The following is a 26,645-nucleotide window of genomic DNA, read 5'->3' as shown; positions in this document are numbered from 1 at the left end:
AAAGTTCGTCTTATGTTCGAGTGATAATTTCACTTAGGTGATTATTAATGTGCATGACATGGGCGAGTTCATATTCTGCTTTTGTTAATGCGCCATAAGCAAAGTGGGGCATTAACGTTCCAGCGTAAGATTCAAAATCGGTTAGTGATTTTCTTAGTCTCGATAAAGCCGATAAATAATAGCTAACGTCTTGATTTAATGAAAGCTGAGGTGCTCCTGGTATTGTTTCATGAAGACTATGAGTCATTTTTCCTTTAGCAGAGAATGCCGAAAAAGCGATATGGCCTAAGGTGTTTTTAAATAGTGCTGATTTATGTTCGGGGTAACCTGTCATCGAATATTCAACACTCTGGGCGCAGTGTTCAAATATTTGCCCCAATTTCCATTGTCCTGCTGATGATATGTACTCGGAATTGGATTCACTCTGGGTGACTAAAATCATTTGGAGTGTATTTAAGGTGTTAATCGTCTGCTTGATTGTCAGAGGTTGGTTTTCTGGCGAGATAGAAAACCAAGTTATACCAGCTGCACTGAACACTGCACCACCTGCAATTAATGACTTTAAAACCAATCTACGTTGCATCGCTTGTGAGTTACCGTTTTATGTTTAATTTGTAAACTAGTAAATCAGATGTGAACGATTTCAGCAAATAGCTTGCTTTGCTAATTATCTAATCATAGAAATGCTATATAAAATAACGCTAACAAATTCAACATTGTTAGCGTTATTCTTTATGCGTAATGAAAACTAAAGGGGAAATGTTTAGCTATCTTGATACGCCTTACCATAAAAGCTATCGAGTAATATTTGCTTTAACTCTTTGATCAAAGGATAACGTGGGTTAGCACCAGTACATTGATCATCAAATGCATGTTCTGCTAGTTCATCGAGTTTTGCTAAAAAGTCTGCTTCATTAACACCTGCTTCTTGAATTGAACCTGGTATACCGACAACCGATTTTAGTTCATCAATTTTTGCTATTAGTAGTTCAACTTTGTCATTATCAGTTTTAGCTTTTTCCACACCGTCAAGTTTTAGGTGATCTGCAATCGTTGCATAACGACACAGGGCTTTTGGACGATCATATTGGCTGAAGGAGGCTTGTTTAGTTGGCATGTCAGTCGCGTTAAAGCGAATGACATTACTGATTAATAATGCATTTGCAAGACCGTGGGCTAAGTGGAATTCAGCGCCAAGTTTATGAGCAAGAGAGTGGCAAATTCCTAAGAAAGCGTTAGCAAATGCAATACCAGCAATCGTGGCGCCATTGTGAACTTTCTCTCTGGCAACAGGTGCATTCGATCCTTGCTCGTAAGCTGCTGGTAGATACTCAACCAGTAAATCTAGTGCTTGTAGTGCTTGACCATCGCTAAACTCATTTGCCATCACACTAACATAGGCTTCTAATGCGTGAGTAACCGCATCAATTCCACCAAAAGCGGTTAATGATTTTGGCATATCCATCACTAAGTTAGGATCGACAATGGCGATATTGGGTGTTAACTGGTAATCCGCAATAGGGTATTTCATCCCAGATACTTCATCAGTTACAACTGCAAACGGGGTCACTTCAGAGCCTGTTCCTGACGTGGTTGGGATGGCCACCATTTGAGCTTTTACGCCCAGTTTAGGGAATTGATAGATACGCTTACGGATATCCATAAAGCGTAGTGCTAAATCTGCAAAATCAACGTCAGGATGCTCATATAAAACCCAAATGATTTTAGCCGCATCCATTGGTGAACCGCCACCTAGTGCAATTATGACATCAGGTTGAAAGCTTTGAGCGACCTTTGCACCTTGTTTAACAATCGCTAAGGTCGGATCCGCTTCTACTTCATAAAATACTTCAGTTTCAAGTCCTTGAGCTTTTAAAATCTTGATGGTTTCGTCGCAATAACCGTTATTGAACAGGAACTTGTCGGTAACGATCAAGGCTCGTTTTTTAGTTTCAAGTTCTTCAAGTGCGATAGGTAAACTGCCACGGCGGAAATAAATTGAAGATGGAAGTTTATGCCACAACATATTTTCAGCCCTTTTCGCGACGGTTTTCTTATTAATTAAATGACTAGGACCCACATTTTCTGAGATAGAGTTGCCGCCCCAAGAACCACAACCTAAGGTTAATGATGGTGCGAGTTTAAAGTTATATAAATCACCAATTCCACCTTGAGAGGCTGGAGTATTAATTAAGATACGGGCGGTTTTCATTCTAAAACCAAACGCTTTAACTCGATCGCTTTGACTATCTTGATCGGTATATAGACCTGATGTGTGGCCTATACCGCCTAGGGTGACTAATGCTTCAGCTTTATCCATTGCATCGTTAAAGTCGGCTGCTCGGTACATACCTAGTAATGGCGATAGTTTTTCATGGGCGAATGCTTCTGCATCAGAAATGTCAGAGACTTCGCCAATCAATACCTTGGTCCAGCTTGGGACTGTAATATCTGCCATAGCAGCAATCGTCGCGGCGCTTTGACCAACGATATCTGCGTTTAAGCCGCCATTTTTAAGAATGACACCTTGCATAGCCTTTGTTTCTTTTTTAGATAGCATGTAGCCACCATGGCTAGCAAAACGCTCTTTGACTTGATCATAAATACTATCAACAACCACAACGGCTTGTTCAGAAGCACACACAACACCGTAATCGAACGTTTTAGACATGAGAATCGAACTAACGGCACGTTTGATGTCAGCTGTTTCGTCAATCACGATAGGAGTGTTACCCGCACCGACACCAATTGCTGGCTTACCAGAAGAATAAGCCGCTTTTACCATACCAGGACCACCAGTTGCTAAAATTAGATTAATTCTGTCATGAGTCATTAACTGATTCGAAAGCGCAACTGAAGGTTCGTCAATCCAACCAATGATATCTTTGGGAGCGCCAGCTTCAATGGCGGCTTCAAGTACAATTCTTGCTGCTGTTGTGGTTGATTCTTTTGCTCGAGGATGGGGTGAAAAAATAATCCCATTTCGCGTTTTAAGGCTAATTAGCGCTTTAAAAATTGCTGTTGAGGTTGGGTTAGTGGTGGGGACTATGCCACAGATAATACCGACAGGTTCTGCAATTGTTATTGTACCGAATGTGACATCTTCATCGATAATGCCGCAGGTTTTATCATCTTTATACTTGTTATAGATGTACTCTGATGCAAAGTGATTTTTGATGACTTTATCTTCAAGTAACCCCATACCGGTTTCACTTGCTGCCATTTTGGCCAGCGAAATACGAGCATCAGTTGCAGCAAGTGCTGCAGCTCTAAATATATTATCGACTTGTTCTTGGCTGAAATTAGCAAATTCTTTTTGAGCCTTGGCAACACGATCGACTAATTGGTTAAGTTGTTCAGAATTGGTGACAGTCATAATCACTCCCTTAAAAATAGTTAACTAAATCAGTTTAGTTAACGACTCTTTCAAATTCTTAATTTGTGCCTCTGTTATAAAATTACCTCTTTATAGGCATTTATGTCGTGATCAAGCCCACAGATTCAAGTTAAGTGTAATTTTATTACATGTTAACGAGATAGGAATAAAGGTTGCAGTTGCTAATCATATGCTGATTTATTGAACTAAAAATGACAGTCATTGAATAGTGCACTTTAGTGTTAACTTAGCAGGTAAATTGATGAATAATCTCAGTTCATTAGCAGATTGCCACTAGGCTAATTTACTTATGGATTCACAGTTAGGATTATATAGATAACGAGCGATAACGCTAAAAGTTAGCTTAAAGGGATTATGGTTTAATAAGGGGGATACGGCAGTGCTACTTGATAGGTCGACTGCCGTATATGTCGGGTTATCGCTCTAAACTGATTTCAAAAATACCCGCTGACTTTGGACCGAACAGTTGCTGATGTAATCGTCCTGCAAATTCATCTGTCATTCCCGAAATATAATCGGCAATCACACGCATTTCGTTCAAATTATTATCCTTGGCATGTTGCCAACGCTCTTGAGTATTTAGCGGTAATAAACGTTGCGGGTCGGATTCAAATGCTTCGAATAACTCCATAATGATTTGTTGTCCTTTGTATTCGAGCATTTGAATTTCAGGTTTTCGAATAACGAACTTGAATACGAAATTTTTCAGTGTCGTTAAGGCATCAGCAAATGCTGGCTCTAGTTTGGCATTAAAACGCAGCAAGGGTTCATCAAACAGGGGATCTTCATCAATGACAATCGCAGTGACAAATCCATTAACTAGGGTACCAATGGCATCTTTACGGAGGTGATGTTGATGTGAAAACAATTTCTCTGCGATATGAGTAAACTCATTGCTAAGCCATTCATCCTCACTCAGTGATAGATGAGAAGCAACATCTTGTTGCCATTGTTTGGGTGACACAACACCCATCACGATAGCATCTTCTAAATCATGGACTGCATAAGCAATATCATCAGCTAATTCCATAATGGAACAGTCAAAAGATTTATATTGCGTTTTAAGATGAGGGTAAACAGATACGCCAGTGTTTTTGTAACTGACAAACCGGTTTCTGTCTTGGGTCGACAGGGCTGATAATACCCAATCATAGATATCTTTATCATCATCGAATAAGCCTTTTACTGGCGGCCACTCGGAAGGTTTAAGTTGACGATGGTTTTTAATTTCCTGCTGTCCGAGATCAATATGAAGCTGATGATAAAGGGCTGGGTATTTTAAAATACCGAGTAACGTTCTGCGGGTTAGGTTCATTCCCCAATACTCAGTGTAAGGCTCAAGACGAGCTAAAATCCGAAATGTTTGCCCGTTTCCTTCAAATCCTCCGTGATTTCGCATCATATAATTTAATGCGACTTCACCACCATGACCAAAAGGCGGGTGGCCAATATCATGTGCTAAACATAATGATTCTATTAAACTCATTGAATCTAATAAATGGCTTATGTGTAGGTATTTACGTTTTAATTGAGCCGCAATACCAGTGCCTATTTGCGATACTTCTAATGAATGGGTTAACCGAGTACGAAAAAAGTCATTCATACCAATACCATGAACCTGGGTTTTAGCTTGTAGTCTTCTAAATGCTGCGGAATGTAATATACGAGCTCTATCTCGTTGAAAAGGGCTGCGATGATCATTGCGTCGGGCTTTATCTTCACCTAATCGTCTTGCATGCCAAGGAGTTTCATTTGATGCGGTATTAAAAGAAATGGTATCTGACATGGCGCTTCCTTTTCGTGCTTGCAATTAGGTCGTTCATTAAACAAAAGATTTTAATTGTTGAACTAACTATAGATGGGGATCATCTTGGGTTAGTTTATCGAGTGTTGAAGTGCAGCTATCTAAAAATATATCTATAAAGCATTTTACTTCAGGTAAAGCCTGTTGGATCTCACTTAGTTTACGATCTAAGTTATCTTTAACATGGTGAAATTCATCATTGTTAAATCTCAATTCGTTCATAGTTTTAACGTATGCTTGTAATATATCAGCGGCTTTGACTATGGCCTTATATTCAGGATCGACCTCTGATTGCACCAGTAAAGGTTCCATTTCATCTCTAAGATCGTCAGGAAGGGATGCTAAGCATTCTTTTTCAGCTAAATCTTCAAGTTTTTTAAATGCTTTAGTAAATTCAGGGCTGTGGTATTTAGTGTTTGAATTGATATCTTGTAATTTGGTTTCTGATACTTCGTGATACAAGGCTATGGTAGCGGCTTTTTCTGGATTGAGTTGACCACCAAAGCGTTTGTTTTTAATCACGACCAAAAGGTGTGCTATGACAGCGACTTGGTGACAATGTTCAGATACATTTTCTTTTTGAAAGCAATGCATCAATGCCCAGCGTTCTAATAATGGCATACGTGTTATCCATGCCATAAAGGTACTTGGTTTCATGTTCGCCCCTTAGTGAGTAGTGACTCGCTGAATTCAAAAAGCCTCAGGCTTAAATGTTATTATAAATAAGCCTTTTTGTTGGTTAACATTACTGCAGTTATTCAGTAACTGCCAGAACATTACCTTGTTTTTATTCATTAATTTAATGATATTTGTCGATATTGTTGAATTTAGGATGTGATAGTTTTACTCTGACTTATTGATCTAATCATAGAGTATTGACATGGATGATGCCCACTGCGTTGAGTTAAATAAACGCATGACTAATGAAGATTTGTACCTACTTGAAAACGTTAAATCCCACACCTTTATATGCGATGAATGCGGCGTTGAATTAATCCCATGTTCTTATAAAAAAGCCATTAACTTACGTAAACCTTATTTTAAAACCGGTAAGAATAAAGAACATAAGCCACATTGTTTTGCTAAAACCGTGTCTAAAATTAGAGAACAAGCCAAGAAGTCTAGGATTACTACTGAAGAAGGTTTTCCATTATCTTATCCTAATTGTTTTAATCTAACTGCTGCAAAATCGATAAAACAAAGTCCTGAAGTGTCAGATGAAAAGGGGGCTGACACGTCTCATTCTAGAAGGGCTGCTAAAGCGGATTTGGGCGTTCGTCAGAAAAATAACTATGTGACGAGTTCATTTCAAACAGTAGTTGATCAATATTTTAATTTTCCTTACGACCGAGATAGAAAGCTTAACTTTGAAGGAATAACTGGTTCTGAATATCGAGATGTTTTCCAAAAAATCTTAAATCCAGTGGGTAAACAAAAATTTCGATTTCAAAGCAAAGATGATGAAAATAAAGTGTTCTATTCCACATTATCTTGGGAGAAACCTGCCATTACAGAAAATACCATAACAGTAAAACTTTCGGCTGGCTGGTGGCAAGAAGTGGACGGTAAAAAGCAAAATCTAAAGCCATATTATATCGAAATTAATATTGCTAGTTGGACCCAAACAAGCATTAATCACTTGAACGAACGATTAAAACACATACAACAACTGGTCAAAGGCACTGATAAAAAGGCTGCGATCGTGTTTGTCGGTAGGCAAGACAGAGAAACTGATTTTTATCGCTTTACTTGTAATGAGCCACGTTTAATTAGCCTCAAAGTCTTCTAGAACAGCATTGTGACAGATTGAAATACAATACTAATTAGGCTCTCTAAGGGGCCCCGTTATTCATTCATCAGCATGAATTGTGTTTTGATCGGGTTATGATCTGATGCTGTCGTTCTATCAGAATTAGCCTCAACCAAAGTAAGCCCACGATAATATAAATGATCTAATGGCAAGCCAAATACGCGTTTTCTAAAATCAGTTCTATAGTGCGCTTCTTGTAGTCTTATTCCCTGTGTCAGATGCTTTACGATGTTAAGCCTGCCATCACGCCATGTATTAAAATCACCAGCAAGAATAATAGGCCCACGGTGTGAACTGATTTTGTGGATGACTTGTTTAAATTGAGCTTCGAAACGATTTAATCGAATGTCAAAATTGACTCCATGGAGATTAACCACCATAAGCGTTTCACCGGTTGATAATGGATAAGATGCGACAAGCGTTGATTTTGCAAACCGTATTAAAGGTTCAGTGGTTTGATAAGCACAAGCCTGATTGGCTGGCTGTGATGAAATGTTCATGACACCCATAGGTACATTCAATAACTTAAAGCCTTTAGCCATCACAACGTGATGCTGAATCTCTTCAAGATAAGTGGCAAATGTATGATTAAGTTTGGCTTCTTGTAATAATACGAGATCATTATGATCTGTTAACTGCTTAAGTACGGGTTGCCAATCTTGCTTTTTTTGCTTGTATATATTCCAGACAGCAATACTCAACCGTCCATTTCTATCGAGTGGTGAAGTGGTGTCTTGGGAAAGGCATTGGCTAGAAAAATAGGGTTTTGATTCCGTCATCATGATCTCGGGATTACCGTTAAAATAGCAAATAGCAACGATATAAATCCCTAAAATCGTTACAAACGTAAATAACAGCCAATATTGAATACTTCTTGTCTGCAATTGAGCCTCACAATAGCGAAGTTTAGTCACTAGAATGCAATTTATTAACGAAGATTAATGCCATTTGTGACGATTTATAAAGAATTGAGTACAATCAAACTTTACTATTAATCATTCTACTATTCTCTAGCACCAAGGATAACATTTTTAAAAATGGATCAGTTAACTCAAATCATTGCGGTCCTTGGTGTCTTTCTATATTGGCTGATATTAGGCGCCGTAGCGACCCGTATTGTCATTAAACGTCGCAGTATTGGCGTATCTTTTTCTTGGTTACTGATCATTTATTTTCTGCCTTTTGTCGGTGTATTTGCCTATATGCTATTTGGCGAATTGCATCTAGGCAAAGCTCGCTCAAGCCGCTCAAAAGCAATGTATGAACCCTATGGGAAGTGGTTTAGTACGCTATATAGCCATAATTCACACCAACCAGATAAGCAAAGTGATTATGCCGCTTCAATCAGTAAGTTGTGCGATTCACAGCTTAATATTCCTTCACTCACTTCAAATGAATTAGAGTTACAGCACACGCCCGAGCAAATATTACACGCGATAATTAACGATATTAATCACGCTAAAACGACCATCAATATGGAGTTTTATATTTGGCATCCCGGTGGATTAGCGGATGAAGTTGCTAAGGCGTTAATTAGCGCTGCGAATCGAGGTGTAAAAGTTAACTTATTATTAGATGCCGCTGGCAGTAGACAATTCTTTAAGTCTGAATGGCCTAAAGCGATGAAAAAATCTGATATCAACGTTGTTCAAGCGTTAATTGTTAGTCCTATACGGATGTTTTTTAGAAGGATGGACCTGCGACTTCACCGTAAAATAGTGGTTATAGACAACCATATTGGTTATACAGGTTCGATGAATTTAGTTGACCCTAAATACTTCAAACAGGGAGATGGTGTTGGTGAGTGGATCGATATGATGGTTCGGATTACTGGACCAGTTGTTCCTGTTATCAATACCGTTAGTGCTTGGGACTGGGAAGTTGAAACTAACGAACGTTTATTGCCAGCGTTCCCAGACAAAGCACAATGTACTGATACGTCATCTTTAGTACAGGCCATTCCATCTGGCCCAGGTATGCCTGAAGAAGTCATTCATCAAGTTTTACTGCAAAGTTTGTATCAAGCGCAAAAGAAAATTGTTATCACCACGCCATATTTTGTACCAAGTGAACAATTGTTAGATGCGTTAGTGACTGCCTCGCTACGTGGAGTTGAAGTGAACATTATTATTCCTAGGCGCAATGACTCGACAATGGTGAAATGGGCCAGCAGTTCGTTCTTTAGTGAGCTGTTAGCTGCTAATGTCAATATATATCAATTTAATGGTGGTTTATTGCATACCAAATCGGTGTTAATTGATGACGAACATTGTTTGATTGGTACTGTTAATATGGATATGCGCAGTTTATGGCTTAACTTTGAACTGACGCTTGCGGTAGATGACATCAAATTTGCCACAAAGCTAAAGGGGTTGTTACAGACTTACATGGATAATTCTGACAGGTTATCGCATGATGAATGGCAGAAACGTCCGATGTATCGCCGAGTCATTGAGCAAGTGTTTTATCTATTTAGCCCCTTACTATAAGCCTTTATTCAGAGGCATAAAAAAGCCACTGTTTAAGCAGTGGCTAGTTAATCTTCAAGCTTTTGATGTTTATCTTGTTTGTGTACAAGCATCGTGAGCTTTATTTATTGAGAATAATCTTCCAAGAAATTACCAAAGTCTGATAATGCTTTATGCAAATCTTCTTTATGAGGTAGAAAGACAACACGAACATGATCGGGTTCTGGCCAATTAAAAGCGGTACCTTGCACTAATAAGATTTTTTGTGACTTCAACAAATCAAGTACTAGGCGTTCATCATCTCGTAGATTGAATTTCTTCATATCGAGCTTAGGGAAAGCGTAGAGCGCTCCTTTAGGCTTTTTAACACTAACACCAGGAATACTGTTTAATACTTCATAACATACATCACGCTGCGCCGTTAAGCGACCATTGGGTAGGATTAATTCATTAATACTCTGATATCCACCTAATGCGGTTTGAATTGCATGTTGATTGGGCACGTTTGAGCATAAACGCATTGAAGCCAACATGTCTAAACCTTCAATATAGTTTTTGGCCGATTGTAAATTGCCACTGAGTACCATCCAACCGACTCGGAAACCTGCAGCACGATAAGCCTTAGATAAGCCATTAAACGTAACGGTTAAAATATCATCTGACAGGGACGCTGCATGGGTATGAACGGCTTCGTCATATAAGATTTTGTCATAAATTTCATCGGCGAATAAAATAATGTCATGTTGACGACATAGCTCAATGACTTCTAATAACAACGCTTTGCTGTAAACAGCGCCTGTCGGGTTGTTAGGATTAATGATCACAATACCACGAGTTCTAGAAGTGATTTTGCTTTTAATATCATCTAAGTCAGGAAACCAATCAGATTCTTCGTCACAGCGATAATGAACCGCTTTTCCGCCTGCAAGGTTTGCAGCAGCTGTCCAGAGCGGATAATCAGGCGATGGAATAAGGACTTCATCATCGGTATTGAGTAATCCTTGTAACGCCATACAAATTAATTCAGATGCGCCATTTCCAATGTAAACGTCTTCAATATCGATCCCATGAATACCATGGGCTTGATAGTGCTGAACAATCGCCTTTCGGGCAGAGAATAACCCTTTTGATTCACAATACCCTTGCGCACTAGGCAGGTTCAAAATGACATCTCGAACAATTTCTTCAGGTGCTTCAAATCCAAATGGGGCGGGGTTGCCAATGTTTAACTTTAAAATACGATGGCCTTCGTCTTCTAGTCGACGCGCTTCTTTGTGAACTGGGCCTCGAATATCGTAGCAAACGCTATCGAGTTTATTGGATTTGATAATGGGACGCATACTTGCTTAACCTTACTAAATACGACTTAAGTCAGCGAACAATAACGAATTTAATAGGGATATAAAAGCACTATTTAATTTTTGAGAGTATATTTTTAGCGTTTTATTCTAACGAGCAGGTTGTTAAGTGAGGTTGTTGAAGTATTACTCTGGTAAATGTGTAGTTTAAAGTGTTTTTGCTTGTTTGTGAGGGCTGGGGAAGGTAAAGACGCTAGTGGAATAAAGTCTTAATAATTTCAATGTACCCAATAAAAAAGCCAGCAATTGCTGGCCTTTGATTCACTTAATTACCACTTAATTATCACTGTATTAACAATGATCAATTATGCTGGCGATTATACGCGTTTTTTGAATTCGTTAGTGCGAGTATCGATTTCGATTTTATCGCCGATTTTAACGAATTCAGCAACAGTAACAGTCCCGCCACCAGTGATAGTTGCAGGCTTCATTACTTTACCAGAAGTATCGCCACGAGCTGCAGGCTCAGTGTAAGTGACTTCACGTACGATAGTGACAGGTAATTCAACTGAAATCGCTTTACCTTCGTAGAAAGTAACAGAGCATTGTTCTTCCATACCATCAACAATATATGCAGCAGCGTCACCTAGGTTGTCAGCTTCTACATCGTATTGGTTATATTCTGCATCCATGAATACATACATAGGATCAGCATAGTAAGAATAAGTACAGTCTAAACGCTCTAAGATGATGTCTTCCATCTTATCTTCACCTTTAAAGGTGGTTTCAGTAGTAGAGTCTAAAAGTACGTTTTTAAGCTTCATTTTAACGATAGCAGCGTTACGGCCAGAGCGAGTTGTTTCAGTTTTTTGAACAACCCATGGGCTGCCATCTAACATGATCACGTTTCCAGGACGGAGTTCATGAGCAGTTTTCATTGCATTATTCCTATATGTTTAGGTAGTAATTTTAATTGTGCAGTATCTTAGCTGGTTTTAACGAATTGAACCAGTCGAGACGCAAGATCTGCACCTGTTTTAGCATCAATTGCCCATTGTTTTGCATGCTGCAATAACGGCAATTGCGCTGAAATTAGTTTTTGCCAATGTTTAACGACATCAGCATCTTGTTGATTGAACGCAAAATTGGTTTTAGACCAATTAGTTGCAATGTCATCATCAAGTTTCTGAATGTAGATATTAACAAAAGCCTGCAATTTTACTAGATGATAATCATCTTCTTGCGGGTATATGTGCCAAATAAATGGTTTTGCAGCCCATTGAGCACGTAAAAACGAGTCTTCCCCTCGTACGATATTGAGGTCACAGCTCCATAATAGGCGGTCAAACTGAGTTTGATCTGTCATGGGTAAAACGTGAATAGTTAAATGGTCTACAGTAAATGATTGACCGCTGTTGATAGAGTCGATTGGGATATCTAAAAGTGACGCAAGACTCGATAAACTTTTACCTTTGGGTATCAAAGCATGAATTGGAGTAATAACATCACTAGTTTGATCAAATGTACCCTTTGTCCAATGCTTACATAACTGAGTTAATGCAGTGGATTCGTAACTAAATACACTAATTACCGTATCAGATGACTCGATACCTTTAAGATTTAGTTGGCTAAACAAGGCCATTTTATTAGAAACATCTGATTGCCATTGATCCCGTTCGTCAAATAATGAAGATTCAAATATTAAGCCGCCTGACTCTCGGGTAAAACCTGGGAAATAGAAATGCTTCTTGATGCCACTAGGCTGCATAGATGGAAGGCCATGACAGCCGTTTACCCAATCTTCTGCCGATAAGTATTCAAGGTTAATCCACTTTGGCGGTGCGATAGCATGACCGTTTGATTGCTTATACGCTTGATGTTGACTCTCAATTACTTCAATTACCTGTGAGGGAAGTTCACAGGCAAATGCCTCAATTAACAGCTCTCCTGGTTTAAAAGTAATATCTAGTGGTTGGTTCCATTGATAAATATTCACACCATAAAAGCATTGAATTGAAGCGAACGGGTCAAGCTTAGGTAAAATATGTGAGAAACTTTTGAGATCATCAACCCATAAGTTAATCGTAATGCCATATTCTGCATGTAACTGTTTTGCTAATCGCCAAGTGACACCGATATCACCGTAGTTATCAACAACAGCACAGAAGACGTCCCAGTGAGGAGCATTATAATTAACTTGTTTATTCACGGCGTTGGCATCACTTTAATTAGCTAGATTATCATGTTGAAATTATGACTTATTCTAATGAGTTTGTTGCGGACTCAAAAAAAGCGGCTTAAGCCGCTTTTTAATAGGAGAATTGAGACGAGATTAGTCTTCCAATTCTGCTAAGCACATTTCTTCGTAAATTTGCTTAACCCATGCATCAACACGTTCTTCAGTTAATTCAGGTTGACGATCTTCATCAATACCTAAGCCGATGAAATGTTTGTCATTAACTAAGCCTTTAGAAGCTTCAAAGTCATAACCGTCGGTTGGCCAATGACCAATGATGATACCACCACGTGCAGAAACAATATCACCAACCATGCCCATTGCATCCAGGAAGTACTCTGCGTAATCTTCTTGGTCACCACAACCAAAGATAGCAACTAGCTTATCTGTGAAATCAACTTGCTCTAGATCTGGAAAGAAATCATCCCAGTCACATTGTGCTTCACCGTAATACCAAGTCGGGATACCGAATAATAGTAAATCGAATTCAGCGATTTGCTCCTTGGTGCTTTTGGCGATGTCTTTAACATCAACCATTTGCTTACCCAGTTTTTTCTGGATCATTTTGGCTACAGCCTCGGTGTTACCCGTGTCACTACCGAAAAAAAGACCTACAGTTGCCATTGTCTATCCTTTAAATATCTAGTTCGTCTTGCTAATTGTAAAAAACGGTTCAGTTGTCGATTTGTTGTTGCAGGATTAATTCGATTAACTGGCTACGGCTGATGTTACTGGCCAATGCTTGTTCGTTCAAGGCGTCATACAAAACTTGTGACACCTTTAACTCTATTCGTTTTAATCCGTTAGCGCGATCACGTTGGATCTGATTACGCTTATTGATTTTTAGCTGTTGTTCCCGACTTAAGGGATTGCTTCTTGGACGTCCACGACGTTTTTCAGAAGCAAACAGGTCAATCGTTGTTCTGTCTGTTGATTCTTTTGCCATCGTTTTGTTTAACCGACGCCTGAGCCTTCCCAGGTCATCTGAATAATACCTTTTGCTACAAACCCGGCACAGCCAAGGAATAATACTAACCAAACGATATAACGACCAAACTTAGGTACTTTACCTTGTTTGAGCACATCGTGAATCGCCATGCCTATAAAGAAAAAGATTAAAGCAAAAAACAAGTTTAGACCTAAGGTCTCAATTTGATCCATGTATTGATTCAACATGTTTTTACCATTCGTTTTGCTTTAAGGCTAAAAAGAGGGCAGGAATATATCACATTGATGATACGTGGGCTATATCTGCTTAGTTCAATTGATTAAAATTTACGTAAAGACTTATACCGAATGCTTGTCAATAAACTCAACAACTAAACGATTAAAAATCTCTGGCTTTTGTGCATGTAACCAATGGCCAGTACCGTTTATCGTTTTAGCACTCACCTTTGGAAACTGTTGCATAATAGCGTCTGTATGTTCTGCTGTAACGTATTCAGATTCTCCACCTCTAATGAAAAAACAAGGTTTATTGAAGCTGTTGTTAGGCATATCCCAGCCAATGATTTGCGGGTAATTTTCAATGAGACCAGCAAGATTCATTTTCCATTCAAAACCCGTATCTGTGCGTTGTAGATTCTTAAGTAAAAACTGCGCAGTGCCGACATCAATGTCAGCAGCTAAAAGATGTTCTAAAGCCGTTTTACGGGTGGTTTTGCTATCAAGAGGTAAGCTTGTTAATCCAGCAAACACTTTTTGATGCCTTGGTGAGTAACTCACAGGCGCAATATCAGCGACCACCAAACTGGTTACTTTTTCTGGATGAAGTAGCGCCAATGCCATTGCGACTTTGCCGCCCATCGAGTGACCAACAAAGTGGGCTTCTGGTATTGCTAATGTAGACAATAGGTTCACACATTCTTGTGCTAATTGAGGGTAATCCATTTGTTGCCAGTGCTGACTTTGTCCATGGTTTGGCAAGTCAACACGAATAACTTGATAATGAGGCTCTAATGCATTCGCTAGATTCTTTAGGTTGTCTAAATTACCGAATAAGCCGTGGATTAATACCACTGCTGGTCCTTGTCCTGTCGAAACGTAATGCATTCACTTTTCTCTACATGATGATTAATGAGGCGTGATTTTGCCTTTAAACCTAGCTGGATTTCAAGTGAGTTATCAGATTAAAAAAATCTAAAATGTTCATTAATCAATCCACCAGCAAGATTAACTGATGAAATCGACTCATTTTTAAGAGATTAAGTGACATTAGCTCTTTATCGTTTTGCCACACATGGGTAGACTGTGAACATGATTAAGATCGATCAAAATCGATCCTTTAGCCGCCCTTAACTTGTTTATAACTATCATAATGATTAAGAGTATGACGTTTTACAAGGCAATGCATTTGGCGGCATTCGTTTAAGCCAAAAGGAATAAGACTAATATGAAATATATTGAGGTAGATGAAGAGCTCTATCGTTATATTGCTAGCAAAACAGAACGTATTGGCGAAAGTGCATCTGATATTTTACGTCGTTTGTTAGAGTTATCTGTAGAAGCTGTTGAGCACGCAGAGCCACTTGATATTAGTCACCCAAGTCTAGAAGCTTCTGCAAATACCCAATCTGTTGCCGTTTCATCTGAAGCTACTTCAATAGAAAATGATCAGTCAGCCGATGAATCAGAGGTAGAAACCAGCTCTGCAGAAGTTAGCACCGTCAGTAACACGGCTGCACTTTCAGGTAATGATGCAAATATTGTGACACCAAACACACCTGTTGATTTTAGTACCTTGGTTCATGAACATATGCTAGCTCAGCAAAAAGGGGCAGTAGGTCGCTTTATGTTCTTACTTGAATCACTATCAGTATTAACACCTTCAACATTTGACCAAATCCTTAAAATTCAAGGTCGCGGTCGTTTGTATTTTGCACGTTCAAAAGCTGAATTATTATCAGCAAGTCAATCTGCTAATCCAAAGGAAATTGGTGACAGCGGTTATTGGGTAACAACCAACAATAATACGGCGAAAAAGCGTACGATTTTATCGGAAGTATTATTGCAATTAGGTTGTAATGAATCTCAGGCAAAATCGATAGCAGATAACATTTAATTACGATAGGGAGATTACGGGTGGCGATTCATCAAAGAGCAGGGACTGTGGCTCAACAGTCAGATTTAATCAATTTACCTAAATTAATGAGCCATTATTATCGCATCATCCCGAATGTTGACGATGTTCAGCAAAAGGTGACTTTTGGAACTTCTGGCCATCGTGGTAGCGCATTAAAAGCGAGCTTTAACCAGAACCATATTTGGGCAATCACCCAAGCTGTCGTTGATTACCGTCAACAAGCCGGCATCAAGGGCCCAATGATTGTTGGCTTTGATACTCATGCATTATCTTATGCAGCGTACATGTCAGTACTTGAAGTCCTAACAGCAAATCAAGTCAAAGTCTGCGTTCAAAAGGATGATGGATTTACCCCAACTCCTGTGGTTTCTCAAGCTATCGTTGCAGCTAATCGAAACAGTACCGATTTAACTGATGGCTTAATTATTACTCCTTCTCATAATCCTCCACAAGATGGCGGGATTAAATATAATCCACCACATGGCGGGCCTGCTGAAGCTGAGATTACTAAACAAATTGAAGCTAAAGCTAATGAATATCTTGCCAAACAACTCTCTGGTGTTAACAAGGTTAATTATGGTGTTGCAGTAGATTCAGGTTGGATTGATCACGTTGATTTTATCGCTCCATATGTCAATGCATTAAGCAGTGTTATTGACCTGGAAGCTATTGCAAAAGCTAACATTCGTATTGGTGTCGATCCATTAGGCGGATCTGGTATCTATTACTGGTCCCAGATTGCACAAGCACATGGGTTAGATATTACCGTCATTAATGACAAAGTTGATCCGTCATTTAGCTTTATGCCATTAGATAAAGATGGCAAAATTCGTATGGATTGTTCTTCTCCTTACGCTATGGCTGGCTTATTAGCACACAGTGAAAACTTTGATGTTTGTGTAGGTAATGATCCTGATTACGATAGACATGGCATTGTTTGCCCCGGTTTTGGCTTAATGAATCCAAATCATTATTTAGCTGTAGCAATCGATTATTTACTTACTTACCGAAGAGATTGGTCTGCTGACTTAGCTATCGGTAAAACGTTGGTTTCGAGTGCAATTATCGACCGTATCTGCCAATCCCATGAGCGTCAATGTCTAGAGTTACCTGTCGGATTTAAATGGTTTGTTGATGGGTTGGCTCAAAGTACGATTGCGTTTGGTGGTGAAGAAAGTGCAGGTGCAGCCTTTTTGAATAAAGATGGTAGCACTTGGTGTACAGATAAAGATGGCTTTATTTTAGCTTTGCTTGCTGCTGAAATAATCGCGGTAACGGGCAAAACGCCAGCACAGCGATACGCTGAGTTAACCGACAAATTCGGTGAAAGCTTTTATACCCGAATCGACAGTCCAATTAGCTTAAAGAAAAAAGCTAAGTTTGAGCAATTATCATCAGATAGTTTTACCGATAAAACCCTAGCAGGCGAAGACATTACCGCTATATTGTCTCACGCTCCAGGTAATAACGCTGCGATTGGCGGTATTAAGGTGACAACCGAAAATGGCTGGTTTGCTGCACGTCCTTCAGGTACTGAAGCACTTTTCAAAATATATGCAGAAAGCTTTGTAAGCGAAACCCATCTGCAAGACATAATCAGTCAAGCTCAGGTGATGATTGATACTGCCTTAAAAGCATAGCTATTTATTAATTAATAAATAGTGACTTCAAAGCCCTCAGTAGAGGGCTTTTTGTTTTGAGGTTGTCATTGCTACTTAGATTTCTTGTAGAAAATAAAAGCAACGATAGCGACTAATACTATCGCTGGCACCACTTCATACATGTGATGGAAAAGGCCAACACCGCCATGACCTTCATGTGCCATAGCGAGTGACGGTGTGATAGCCAAGAGTACCGCTGCGATTTTAGTTTTCATAGTCGTGTCCTTTATCATTAAGTTGGTTATGTTAAACAATCAATTTTGAACAGTGTTAATTCTTTCAAATCGAATTCATTTCAAGTTGCATGAGCATCATATCTTCGCCATCAATGACTTGTGTTTCATAGCTTAAACAGTGTGGGCAAACAATATTTCGCTGAGTTAATTCAGTTTGTTGATTACATTGCCGACACTTGATAACTAATGCCTGTTGTTGCAGATTTAATTCAGCATCATTACAAATAGTGCCCAGCTTAAAGGTATCGAAAGCCGTTTGAAGTAACTGTGGTTCAACGCCACTCAATACACCGACTTTTATATCGACCCTTATGATGTCAGTTGCATTATTATCTTTAGCAAGCTGAGTAATTTGTTCCATTAGAGACATCACAATCGAGTATTCGTGCATTAGCAAATCCTTGGTAGTAATTCACCCTGAGGGATATCTAAATATCGGCTACTACCCCAAGGTGTATTGAGCACGACTTTACCTGGATTCTTGTCTGTTACATTGCCAATAATGGCTGCTTGATCGCAATGGCAATACTGAGCCATGACTTCTAGTGCTTTATCTGCTGCACTGCGTGGCAAGGCAATAATAAACGTGCCTTCATTGGCTAAATCAAAGGGTTCAAATCCATACAGCTCACACAGCCCTTGTACTTCCGAAGAGACTGGAATGGCGGTTTCATTGATATTGATACCAACATTAGATGCTTGCGCCCATTCATTAAGCACAGCTGAAAGGCCACCTCGAGTAGCATCACGCATCGCATGAATGTCTACATTTGATGCAATAAGTTGCTCAACTATCGGCCACAATGTCGCGCAGTCGCTTGTGAGTGTCGATTCCAACGTTAAACTGTCTCTTGCCATTAGAATTGCAGCGCCATGTCTTCCTATATCTCGAGAAACGATTATCACATCGTCGTGTTGTAAGTTTTTCACGGAAATATCAGGTTTAACAATTTGGCCAATGCCTGAGGTATTGATAAAAATACCATCAGCACACCCTTTAGGCACAACTTTAGTGTCACCGCACACGATATGTGCACCGCAGTGCTGTATCTCGTCAGCCATACTCGTCACTATTGTTTGCAGATCTGTTATTGCAAAGCCTTCTTCAATGATAAAGCTGCAACTTAAGTATTCTGGTATGGCACCCATCATGGCTAAGTCGTTAACAGTACCTGCAATAGCGAGTTTGCCAATATTTCCACCCGCAAAAAATAACGGGTCTACAGTGAAAGAATCTGTTGTAAAAGCTGTCGTACCACACAGCTGCAGTTGTGCGGCATCTTCTTCAGCGGCCAAAAATGGATTGGCAAAGGCTTTAAAAAACATGTCATGGATCAATACATTCATTTCTTTACCGCCACCGCCGTGACTTAGTTGGATCCGATCGTTTTTACATATTGGCATGTGCGACTCCTGCGTAGCGATAATAAGCGTTACACGCTCCTTCTGAGCTGACCATACAGCTACCTAATGGGTTGTCTGGCGTGCAGCCTTTACCAAACACTTTACAATCTGGCGGATTAGATAACCCCCGCAGTATGTCACCGCACTGGCAAGCTTTATGATCATCAATTTCTTCACTGGGTAATTGAGATTGAAAAATGACTTCAGCATCTCGGTGAGCATATTCATGTTTTAAAGTCAGCGCTGAATTGGGTATAGGACCTAGGCCACGCCAACGAAAAGACGTTTTAGTTGTCAGATATTGATTGATGAGTGCTTGTGCTGCGACATTGCCATCTTCAGTGACTGCGCGGCTATATTGAATTTGTAATTCTGATTTTTGCTGGGCCTTTTGTTTAACAATATTAAGAATTGACTCCATAACATCGACAGGTTCGAAGCCTGAAACCACGACAGGGGTTTGATATTGGTCTACAGCTGGACGATATATTTTAGCTCCGCTTATAACACTCACATGCGCAGGTCCAATAAAGGCATTTACTTGGGTTCTTTTATCAGCCATAACAGCATCAATGGCTGGTGGAACAAGTACATGGTTTATATGAAATAATAAGTTATTGATTTGCTGCTTTTCAGCTTGATCAATCAGTACCGCAGTCATAGGTGTAGAGGTTTCAAAGCCAATTGCAAAAAATATCACCTGTTTATCAGGGTGCTGTTTTGCAATATTTAAAGCATCCATTGGATCATATAAAGGCCTAATATCTGCACCTTGTGAGCGAATTTTGGCTAAACTGCCTTTTGAACCGGGCACTCTGATCATGTCGCCTAATGTGAGTAAAATGACATTAGGCTGCATTGCTAACGTGGCGGCATGGTCAATGCGTTCTTTTGGCATGATACACACAGGGCAGCCAGGCCCATGAATAAATTTGATATTAGATGGTAGTAGTTGATTTAAACCGTATTTCATAATGGTGTGTGTATGCCCACCACACACTTCCATTATGTTAATATCTTGATTAACCGTCTTAGCATAAGATTTAATAGCATTAGCAAGTGCTCTAATGGTTTTCGGATCGCGAAATTCTTTATACAAGTTGGATAATTCCATTATGCTTATTCCTCTTGCTCAAGTTTTTCAACGATTTCTCTGTATAACGCTAAGCTCAGTTTTGCATCTTCCTCATCAATTTTATTCATTACAAATCCGATGTGTATCAACACAAAATCACCGATTAATAGAGGCTCAGACATTAGATGAGAACTAACACGACGTTTTACACCTAAGGTATCGACAGTTACTGTGGAGTCAGCATGCACTTGCGTTACTTGAGAAGGCACAGACAAGCACATAATGTTATTCCTCTAATTGCTTATTAAGCCAATTTGCTACGGCAGTGATAGATTGTGGGTCCTTAATAGATATTGGCATGAGGGTGACATCTGGATTGAGCTTTTGAAGTTGTTTACGACACTCTAGTAATGAAAAATCAAAGTGTTCTGCTAAATCCATTTTGGTGATTAATACCAGATCAGCACGTCTAAACATGACAGGGTATTTTTCAATTTTATCGTCACCTTCGGGTACTGACAGTAAAACGATATTTCGATGGGTACCAACATCATAGCTTGCAGGGCAGACCAGATTACCAACGTTTTCAATAAAACAGATATCAATAGGCGCAAGATCGATATGATGTAATGCTTGATGAACCATAAATGCGTCTAAGTGACAAGCTGAACCCGTTTGTACTTGGTATGCTTCTATGCCTTTAGCAATAAGACGATCCGCATCGCGTGAGGTTTCTAAATCGCCTTCAACGACAGCATACTTTTTAGCTAAATATTCGTGTAAGTGTTCGAGTAATGTTGTTTTGCCACTACCAGGGCTACTCATTAAATTAAAAGCACGAACCTGATTAGCTTCAAAATGCTCACGATTATGCTGAGCTTCATGATCATTTTTGTCGAGTATTTTATGAATAACCGACAAGGTTTTCGTGTCATTCAGCTGTGGGTTACTATGAAGATGATTATGATCTGTCAGTGAGCATCCGCAATCTTGGCACATATATTTACTCCTTTAAAACGCCCTGAATCTAGTACAAACCAGTATCAATAAGCGTTGGTAATACTTCTTTGATTCATATCAGCTATTTATCTCTTATCATGAGTTAATGCTGAGTTTGTGATCTATTAAGTTGCTGATACGCGTACCAAACTTGCCCAACTGAAATTCCCGAATCATTAATGGGTACTTTGTGACTAGGTAAAATACGTGTGTTTTTCATCGCATTTATTTCTGAGCGGTTGGCATAGGTTTTAAGGTTACTAACAAGGTGAGTGTCATGGGTAGTGAGCTTAATTCTTACGAGTTCATTCAAAAGTTTATTTTGAAAAACGCCGCCGCAGAGTACGACTTTAAGATGTGAAGACTGGTTGGCTATGTCATACACCATGTCAGCGATACTATTGATAAATGCTAAACAAAGGTGCGCTTGCTTATTATCTGACGAGGTTTCAGGTAATGCCTTAACTAGCTGCTGTATTAATAAAGCCGTGTTAAATACGGCCGGACTTTTATTTAGTACCTGATCTTTACTTGTATTTGCTTCCATACTCAAATGGGGAACAGGACAAGCGTCAGGCAGTGTCTGGTCTAAGCGCTGTAGTGTAAGCAGATCTAAAGCATTAACTTGATTTTGAGGGGATTGCAGCGATTTAATGGCTTCATTTGCATAAGTTTCAATTAACATGCCTGATTGAGCTTCAAAATCATTTTGTACAATTAAATCAAGTGCTACAGCGACGGCATCAAACAGTCGCCCCATAGAGCGACTATGGATACATGCCGTATCATTACGCCACATGGTATGTAAATTGGTAATCGTGCTTTTGTCCATTTGTTGTATTGCATTAATGGGTAATGACATGACTTGTTCAATTGTCATACTCTCAAATAACAAAGCCAGTAAAATTCTTACTGGTTGTTTGATAGCTTGTTCACCGCCAATTAATTTAAACGAGTTAAGATGTGCTTTAAGTTCAAAACCGTCAGCATCAGCAACCATACACTCGCTGCCCCAGAGCTGTTCATTATCTCCCAAACCTGTGCCGTCAAAACTAAATGCAATTACGTTATGCTGATAATTGTTAGCCGCTAAAACACTTAATACATGTGCATAGTGGTGCTGAACTTTAGCTAGGGGGAGTTGATGTAAATCAGCTTGTTTTGCAGCCCACTGGCTTGAAGAATAAGTCGGGTGTTTATCAGTAATAATCTGTTCAGGGTTAAATTGATAAAGCCGGTTGAATGTCGATAAGGTTTTAATGAAATGCTGATCAGTTTCTAAATTAAATAAATCACCAATATAAGGGCTAACAAATGCGTTCTCATTAAAAGCGTAGCATTGGGTATTTTTTTGCTGTGCACCCACTCCTAGTAGGGCATGTTTTAAAGAGTGAGGTAATGGAATACTTAACGGTGCGTAACCCCGAGCAAGCCTTATCACTTGTAACTCATCATTTATGACCTGCACGACACTGTCATCACACGCATTGACGATATCTCGGTTATGGTCGAGTATTCCATCAATTACATCGCCTAGTTGACTCATGATGTTTTGTGAGTCCGTGATGATTGGCATAGAAGACTTATTGGCACTGGTTGCAACAATAGGTTTTTTAAATAAATCTAACAGTAAGTAATGTAATGGTGTGTAGGGTAAAAATACCCCTAAAGTATCAATACCCGGTGCAATGTCGTCGCATATTGTAGATGCAATATCATCACGTTTTTTTAATAATGTTATGGGCTTTTCAGCTGAATTAAGGATTTGCCACTCTTTTAATGAACCCGAAACTATTTGCTTAGCTTGGTTAATATCAACAGCCATAACTGCAAAAGGTTTAGTTTTACGCTGTTTACGAAGGCGTAGAGTGTTCACTGCTTTGGCGTTTGTTGCATCACATATTAAATGAAATCCCCCTAAGCCTTTTATTGCGATAATTTTACCTTGGTTAAGATCGTTAACCACTGCTTGCAATACATGTTGACTGTTGTGAGGTTTGGCATTGGCATTTGATGTGATTGTTTTATCCGAGTTGATTTGAGAGTAGCGTATTTGCGGACCGCAATTAGGACAACTCACAGGTTGAGCATGGTAACGTCGATTTAATGGGTCATGATAGGCATGTGCGCAATCATCACACATTTCAAACGTTGCCATTGAGGTATTAACGCGATCATATGGCAATTGTTTAACGATACTATAGCGTGGCCCACAATTGGTGCAGTTGGTAAAAGGATACAAATAATGTCTGTTATTAGGATCGCGCATTTCCAGTAAACAATCTCCACAAGTGCTTTTGTCTGCGGATATTGAAACGACTGCGACGTCTTCACTGTGACTGGTTTTTATTTCAAATTGTGTTAAATCGCGATCAATCGCTTCTTCTTTGATCATCAATTTATCAATTCTAGCTAGAGGAGGCGGGTTCACCTTTAATTGATGCACAACACGGTTAATATCGGTGTTTAACCCTTGTAAATGAATACAAACGCCTTGCTGATTATTCAATACTGAACCGACGAGATTCAATTCAGTCGCTAACCGGTAAACAAAGGGTCTAAATCCAACCCCTTGAACAATTCCATTGATGTTAAGTCTGACTTGTTGACGGTAACCTTGGTGTATGGTCATAAAAGACTCCTTAGTAACGTCGACGTTTAGCTAGGAATAAACCACCCACTGCGAGGTTTGCACCGTCTAAATCAAGTAGTCGATTGACGACAATTGGATAATTTTTCCCTAAGCGCAAACACAGCCTATCTGCTAACACTGAGTACCTGAAATCACTTCCGGCTAAGACAACAGCATCAAGACCCATTTCCTGGTCAAGATGATCCATCCAGTTACTTAAATAGTCAGCTAAAGAGTCAAAAAAACCAAAGGCCACTATTGCAGGGTTGGCATCAGCAAGCATAAAACTCATTACTGATGAAAGCGTTTGCTGCCAGTTAATCGAACGTTTTTGTGAATCAGAAGTGTTTTCTCCGTTATATGCACATAACGGGAAGTCGATACGTGGGGCATTGTTTCCATTGTATAATTGGGCTAATTGATGAAATTTAGCGGCTAACTGGGCGATGTGCTTACAAGTTAGCGGTTGAGTTTCTGCATCAGTCGTTAAGTTACACGGCGTAATTGCCCGTATGTCCGCTTCAGATAATACAAACAAGGCCACTACTGCGATAAATCGCTCTAAGCTATTGCTAGTATTGTGTGAGCTAAAAGAAACAGATTTAATGATTTGGCAACGTTGACTAGATTTTTGTTGAAACTTATCGCTAATTTGATGCTTGTTTTTATCTAGTTCAGCGAGAATGCTTACGCCTGATTTAGCAATATCGGGCATCATTAAAAAGCAATCATGCTTTGCTGATGTATCTTGAGTGATCACACAACTAGGGTGTTGGTTTGATAAGTAGATACAGGCTGCACTCGTTGCTTTTTGTTTGTTTATTTGACGTCTAGTGGCTTTATATTGAGATGCTGAGAAAGAATTCGCCAGTATCCCAGCATGTAATGCACAGCTCGCGGCCTCAAACCCTGAAAATACCTTTGCTATCGGAGTAACTGTATCTGGTATTTTTACATGTGGACTGCTTGTTATACCGCTTGGTAATAGCGTTGATTTACAAGTAATCGTCTCTTTTAAATTTGTAGCCTCATATTGATCATAAGTTTGAATATCATGTCTTGGCATAGGAGCAGGGATGTTAACCTCTGCAGCATTAGTTTTGTTTGCGACCCAGGCAAGGTTTACCCAGCTTAATGCGAGGTCATCTTGTTGTTTATCAATATAAAGCCAATCAATGCCTTGTAGTCGCAAGTGTGTTGATAGTTGCAATAGTAGCCGTGAATCTGCAAAACACACTTGATAATGGGTTTCACTTAATCTCGATTCAGCCTCTGAAGGCTGCTTGTTAGGAAGTAATGTTATTGATGGTTTTTCAAGGCTTGATAAAGCATGGACTTGATGTGGCGCAATATGGAAATAACGACTGATACGCTCAGGGTTTGTCACTAAGATATGTGGACAAATTTGTTGACGCCATGCTTTTTTGTCAAGCTGCTGGGCTGCTAAAGGAAGTAAAGATAACCTGATGCCATTGGCTTGATCTATACTGCTTGCTTTCAGATCAGAAGTTAGCTCAACCGTGTCGCCCTTAATCAGTTTTGTCGTAAGTTGAGCAATATCATGATGACTATAGCCTATCTCATAAGGTTTAAGATTATTTTCACCATGGCATTGTTGGCAAGCGAATGAGATATCAGCTGGAATTGTATGGTGTGCTATGGGCTTACTGCAAGCATGACAAAAATATTGATTGAGCTTTGAATGTTGGATTTGCTCCTGTGAGCCGATTCTTTCTGTAATACGAATAACTTCGGCTCGTTCAAGCCAAACTGAATATAAAAAACGCTCGGCTATCTCGTCTGCAATTACGGTTAGCTGATTTTCTTCAGCTTCAACTTCAATACAATATTGGTGCAACACATCAAATTGTTGCTCCCGATGCAGCTGGTGGATTGTAGTGAAAAAATACCGATTATCATTGATGTACTGATTACACAACTTTGCGTACAGCGCGATTGGTTGATGGCAATAAAAGTTAAACCTGATTTTAGGCATACATGTTTGCTCCACGCTTATAAGAATCAGGGATTAATGAATTGATGTCGACCTCTGCAATACATTTTGAGCTAAAGCCCTGAAAACTGAGATGCTTAAGTAAGGCTTGTTCCATCACTGGCACTGCGGCCTGTATTTGAGGGGTTAAACCTAATGTCATTGGTTCAATCACAGTTGGTGTTACACCAATAACATGGGTATTTGGACGGTCGCCCACCATTTCCATCATGATTAAGGTTTGCAGCATTTCAACTTCATGAGCACTACCTTGCCAATCAATTTCTGGTGGAGCTTGATCAAAGTTAAACGAGTAAACTTCGCCTGGTTGAACCCCAGGACTGTTGACGGTATCGACGACAATCAAATTATCGTAACGGCATAATATTGGAATTAACCCTTGGGCTAGGGTACCGCCATCTAATAAATCGAGTGTGATATTAGGATGATAAAATTGATATTTCTCTTGGATATAATTAACGAAATGTACGCCGATACCTTCATCGGCGTACAATACGTTTCCTATTCCTATAAGTAAGGTAGAGGTCAA

General features: G+C 39.5%; 25 protein-coding genes. 4 read left to right on the top strand and 21 right to left on the bottom strand.

The features are described from left to right. Positions 1-10: 10 nt before the first annotated feature. The 4 genes from AN944_RS07575 to yfbR all read right to left on the bottom strand — a co-directional run bounded on the left by AN944_RS07575 (position 11) and on the right by yfbR (position 5,858). Positions 11-583 (bottom strand): DUF1569 domain-containing protein, encoded by a 573-nt coding sequence (locus tag AN944_RS07575; protein ID WP_055023997.1) that lies wholly within the window; start codon positions 581-583, stop codon positions 11-13. Positions 584-763: 180 nt separating this feature from the next. Then, the gene (gene adhE / locus AN944_RS07570; protein WP_055023996.1) at positions 764-3,376 is read right to left on the bottom strand and encodes a bifunctional acetaldehyde-CoA/alcohol dehydrogenase; all 2,613 of its coding nucleotides are present in this window, start codon (positions 3,374-3,376) and stop codon (positions 764-766) included. A gap of 436 nt (positions 3,377-3,812) precedes the next feature. After that, complete coding sequence (locus AN944_RS07565; RefSeq protein ID WP_055023995.1) at positions 3,813-5,183, bottom strand: anti-phage deoxyguanosine triphosphatase; 1,371 nt, start codon at positions 5,181-5,183, stop codon at positions 3,813-3,815. A 66-nt stretch (positions 5,184-5,249) separates the two neighbouring features. Continuing rightward, positions 5,250-5,858, bottom strand: a complete 609-nt coding sequence (gene yfbR, locus AN944_RS07560) for a 5'-deoxynucleotidase (protein ID WP_055023994.1) — start codon at positions 5,856-5,858, stop codon at positions 5,250-5,252. A 223-nt stretch (positions 5,859-6,081) separates the two neighbouring features. Here yfbR and AN944_RS07555 point away from each other — a divergent pair, with 223 nt between their 5' ends. After that, positions 6,082-6,990 carry a hypothetical protein gene (locus tag AN944_RS07555; RefSeq protein WP_055023993.1) on the top strand — a complete coding sequence of 303 codons (909 nt, stop codon included), beginning with the start codon at positions 6,082-6,084 and terminating at the stop codon, positions 6,988-6,990. 56 nt (positions 6,991-7,046) lie between these two features. Here the strand turns inward: AN944_RS07555 and AN944_RS07550 are convergent, their stop codons facing one another. Continuing rightward, positions 7,047-7,895, bottom strand: a complete 849-nt coding sequence (locus tag AN944_RS07550) for an endonuclease/exonuclease/phosphatase family protein (RefSeq protein WP_055024061.1) — start codon at positions 7,893-7,895, stop codon at positions 7,047-7,049. 153 nt (positions 7,896-8,048) lie between these two features. Here AN944_RS07550 and cls point away from each other — a divergent pair, with 153 nt between their 5' ends. Next, positions 8,049-9,500 (top strand): cardiolipin synthase, encoded by a 1,452-nt coding sequence (gene cls / locus AN944_RS07545; protein ID WP_055023992.1) that lies wholly within the window; start codon positions 8,049-8,051, stop codon positions 9,498-9,500. 104 nt (positions 9,501-9,604) lie between these two features. Here cls and AN944_RS07540 read toward each other — a convergent pair whose 3' ends face one another. The 7 genes from AN944_RS07540 to AN944_RS07510 all read right to left on the bottom strand — a co-directional run bounded on the left by AN944_RS07540 (position 9,605) and on the right by AN944_RS07510 (position 15,065). Further along, positions 9,605-10,819 carry a pyridoxal phosphate-dependent aminotransferase gene (locus AN944_RS07540; protein WP_055023991.1) on the bottom strand — a complete coding sequence of 405 codons (1,215 nt, stop codon included), beginning with the start codon at positions 10,817-10,819 and terminating at the stop codon, positions 9,605-9,607. 335 nt (positions 10,820-11,154) lie between these two features. Further along, positions 11,155-11,715, bottom strand: coding sequence for an elongation factor P (gene efp / locus AN944_RS07535; protein ID WP_055023990.1), 561 nt, complete (start codon positions 11,713-11,715; stop codon positions 11,155-11,157). Between the two features lie 47 nt (positions 11,716-11,762). Next, positions 11,763-12,986 carry an elongation factor P maturation arginine rhamnosyltransferase EarP gene (earP, locus tag AN944_RS07530; RefSeq protein ID WP_055023989.1) on the bottom strand — a complete coding sequence of 408 codons (1,224 nt, stop codon included), beginning with the start codon at positions 12,984-12,986 and terminating at the stop codon, positions 11,763-11,765. Between the two features lie 123 nt (positions 12,987-13,109). After that, on the bottom strand, positions 13,110-13,637 hold the full coding sequence (gene fldA / locus AN944_RS07525; RefSeq protein ID WP_055023988.1) for a flavodoxin FldA: 528 nt from the start codon (positions 13,635-13,637) through the stop codon (positions 13,110-13,112). Positions 13,638-13,686: 49 nt separating this feature from the next. After that, a complete protein-coding gene (gene ybfE / locus AN944_RS07520) occupies positions 13,687-13,959 on the bottom strand; it encodes a LexA regulated protein (RefSeq protein ID WP_055023987.1) in 273 nt (90 codons plus the stop codon). Positions 13,960-13,967: 8 nt separating this feature from the next. After that, a complete protein-coding gene (locus tag AN944_RS07515; RefSeq protein WP_055023986.1) occupies positions 13,968-14,189 on the bottom strand; it encodes a DUF2788 domain-containing protein in 222 nt (73 codons plus the stop codon). A 111-nt stretch (positions 14,190-14,300) separates the two neighbouring features. Beyond that, positions 14,301-15,065: an alpha/beta fold hydrolase gene (locus AN944_RS07510; protein WP_055023985.1), complete on the bottom strand. Its 765-nt coding sequence runs from the start codon at positions 15,063-15,065 to the stop codon at positions 14,301-14,303. Positions 15,066-15,405: 340 nt separating this feature from the next. On the opposite strand from AN944_RS07510, the gene seqA reads away from it, so the two are divergent. Continuing rightward, the gene (seqA, locus tag AN944_RS07505; RefSeq protein ID WP_055023984.1) at positions 15,406-16,074 is read left to right on the top strand and encodes a replication initiation negative regulator SeqA; all 669 of its coding nucleotides are present in this window, start codon (positions 15,406-15,408) and stop codon (positions 16,072-16,074) included. Positions 16,075-16,094: 20 nt separating this feature from the next. After that, positions 16,095-17,735: a phosphoglucomutase (alpha-D-glucose-1,6-bisphosphate-dependent) gene (pgm, locus tag AN944_RS07500; protein WP_055023983.1), complete on the top strand. Its 1,641-nt coding sequence runs from the start codon at positions 16,095-16,097 to the stop codon at positions 17,733-17,735. Between the two features lie 71 nt (positions 17,736-17,806). Here the strand turns inward: pgm and AN944_RS21755 are convergent, their stop codons facing one another. The 9 genes from AN944_RS21755 to AN944_RS07460 all read right to left on the bottom strand — a co-directional run bounded on the left by AN944_RS21755 (position 17,807) and on the right by AN944_RS07460 (position 26,645). Continuing rightward, positions 17,807-17,971 carry a hypothetical protein gene (locus tag AN944_RS21755; RefSeq protein ID WP_162838650.1) on the bottom strand — a complete coding sequence of 55 codons (165 nt, stop codon included), beginning with the start codon at positions 17,969-17,971 and terminating at the stop codon, positions 17,807-17,809. A gap of 64 nt (positions 17,972-18,035) precedes the next feature. Then, the gene (hypA, locus tag AN944_RS07495) at positions 18,036-18,383 is read right to left on the bottom strand and encodes a hydrogenase maturation nickel metallochaperone HypA (protein WP_055023982.1); all 348 of its coding nucleotides are present in this window, start codon (positions 18,381-18,383) and stop codon (positions 18,036-18,038) included. Then, a complete protein-coding gene (gene hypE / locus AN944_RS07490; RefSeq protein WP_055023981.1) occupies positions 18,383-19,396 on the bottom strand; it encodes a hydrogenase expression/formation protein HypE in 1,014 nt (337 codons plus the stop codon). Before hypE ends, hypA begins: the two co-directional genes overlap by 1 nt. After that, entirely contained in the window at positions 19,383-20,513 is a 1,131-nt protein-coding gene (gene hypD / locus AN944_RS07485) for a hydrogenase formation protein HypD (protein ID WP_055023980.1), read from the bottom strand. The genes hypE and hypD overlap by 14 nt, the downstream gene beginning before the upstream one ends. A gap of 2 nt (positions 20,514-20,515) precedes the next feature. Further along, positions 20,516-20,752 carry a HypC/HybG/HupF family hydrogenase formation chaperone gene (locus AN944_RS07480; RefSeq protein WP_055023979.1) on the bottom strand — a complete coding sequence of 79 codons (237 nt, stop codon included), beginning with the start codon at positions 20,750-20,752 and terminating at the stop codon, positions 20,516-20,518. A gap of 4 nt (positions 20,753-20,756) precedes the next feature. After that, on the bottom strand, positions 20,757-21,470 hold the full coding sequence (gene hypB, locus AN944_RS07475; RefSeq protein WP_055023978.1) for a hydrogenase nickel incorporation protein HypB: 714 nt from the start codon (positions 21,468-21,470) through the stop codon (positions 20,757-20,759). Positions 21,471-21,573: 103 nt separating this feature from the next. Next, positions 21,574-24,102 (bottom strand): carbamoyltransferase HypF, encoded by a 2,529-nt coding sequence (gene hypF / locus AN944_RS07470; protein WP_055023977.1) that lies wholly within the window; start codon positions 24,100-24,102, stop codon positions 21,574-21,576. A gap of 10 nt (positions 24,103-24,112) precedes the next feature. Next, a complete protein-coding gene (locus AN944_RS07465; RefSeq protein ID WP_055023976.1) occupies positions 24,113-26,098 on the bottom strand; it encodes a hypothetical protein in 1,986 nt (661 codons plus the stop codon). After that, positions 26,091-26,645, bottom strand: a complete 555-nt coding sequence (locus AN944_RS07460; RefSeq protein WP_055023975.1) for a HyaD/HybD family hydrogenase maturation endopeptidase — start codon at positions 26,643-26,645, stop codon at positions 26,091-26,093. Before AN944_RS07460 ends, AN944_RS07465 begins: the two co-directional genes overlap by 8 nt.

The sequence above is a fragment of the Shewanella sp. P1-14-1 genome, assembly GCF_001401775.1.
Classification (GTDB): domain Bacteria; phylum Pseudomonadota; class Gammaproteobacteria; order Enterobacterales; family Shewanellaceae; genus Shewanella; species Shewanella japonica.
This window is presented reverse-complemented; position numbering and strand designations above follow the sequence as displayed.

Bases quoted from the DNA above. Each gene is read 5' to 3' on its own strand.
- AN944_RS07565 (WP_055023995.1), bottom strand. From the start codon at position 5,183: ATGTCAGATACCATTTCTTTTAATACCGCATCAAATGAAACTCCTTGG.
- hypA (WP_055023982.1), bottom strand. From the start codon at position 18,383: ATGCACGAATACTCGATTGTGATGTCTCTAATGGAACAAATTACTCAG.
- cls (WP_055023992.1), top strand. From the start codon at position 8,049: ATGGATCAGTTAACTCAAATCATTGCGGTCCTTGGTGTCTTTCTATAT.
- hypE (WP_055023981.1), bottom strand. From the start codon at position 19,396: ATGCCAATATGTAAAAACGATCGGATCCAACTAAGTCACGGCGGTGGC.
- AN944_RS07555 (WP_055023993.1), top strand. From the start codon at position 6,082: ATGGATGATGCCCACTGCGTTGAGTTAAATAAACGCATGACTAATGAA.
- AN944_RS07575 (WP_055023997.1), bottom strand. From the start codon at position 583: ATGCAACGTAGATTGGTTTTAAAGTCATTAATTGCAGGTGGTGCAGTG.
- efp (WP_055023990.1), bottom strand. From the start codon at position 11,715: ATGAAAACTGCTCATGAACTCCGTCCTGGAAACGTGATCATGTTAGAT.
- AN944_RS21755 (WP_162838650.1), bottom strand. From the start codon at position 17,971: ATGAAAACTAAAATCGCAGCGGTACTCTTGGCTATCACACCGTCACTC.
- hypB (WP_055023978.1), bottom strand. From the start codon at position 21,470: ATGTGCCAAGATTGCGGATGCTCACTGACAGATCATAATCATCTTCAT.
- fldA (WP_055023988.1), bottom strand. From the start codon at position 13,637: ATGGCAACTGTAGGTCTTTTTTTCGGTAGTGACACGGGTAACACCGAG.
- AN944_RS07480 (WP_055023979.1), bottom strand. From the start codon at position 20,752: ATGTGCTTGTCTGTGCCTTCTCAAGTAACGCAAGTGCATGCTGACTCC.
- ybfE (WP_055023987.1), bottom strand. From the start codon at position 13,959: ATGGCAAAAGAATCAACAGACAGAACAACGATTGACCTGTTTGCTTCT.
- seqA (WP_055023984.1), top strand. From the start codon at position 15,406: ATGAAATATATTGAGGTAGATGAAGAGCTCTATCGTTATATTGCTAGC.
- AN944_RS07515 (WP_055023986.1), bottom strand. From the start codon at position 14,189: ATGTTGAATCAATACATGGATCAAATTGAGACCTTAGGTCTAAACTTG.
- adhE (WP_055023996.1), bottom strand. From the start codon at position 3,376: ATGACTGTCACCAATTCTGAACAACTTAACCAATTAGTCGATCGTGTT.
- AN944_RS07465 (WP_055023976.1), bottom strand. From the start codon at position 26,098: ATGCCTAAAATCAGGTTTAACTTTTATTGCCATCAACCAATCGCGCTG.
- AN944_RS07510 (WP_055023985.1), bottom strand. From the start codon at position 15,065: ATGCATTACGTTTCGACAGGACAAGGACCAGCAGTGGTATTAATCCAC.
- hypF (WP_055023977.1), bottom strand. From the start codon at position 24,102: ATGACCATACACCAAGGTTACCGTCAACAAGTCAGACTTAACATCAAT.
- yfbR (WP_055023994.1), bottom strand. From the start codon at position 5,858: ATGAAACCAAGTACCTTTATGGCATGGATAACACGTATGCCATTATTA.
- AN944_RS07540 (WP_055023991.1), bottom strand. From the start codon at position 10,819: ATGCGTCCCATTATCAAATCCAATAAACTCGATAGCGTTTGCTACGAT.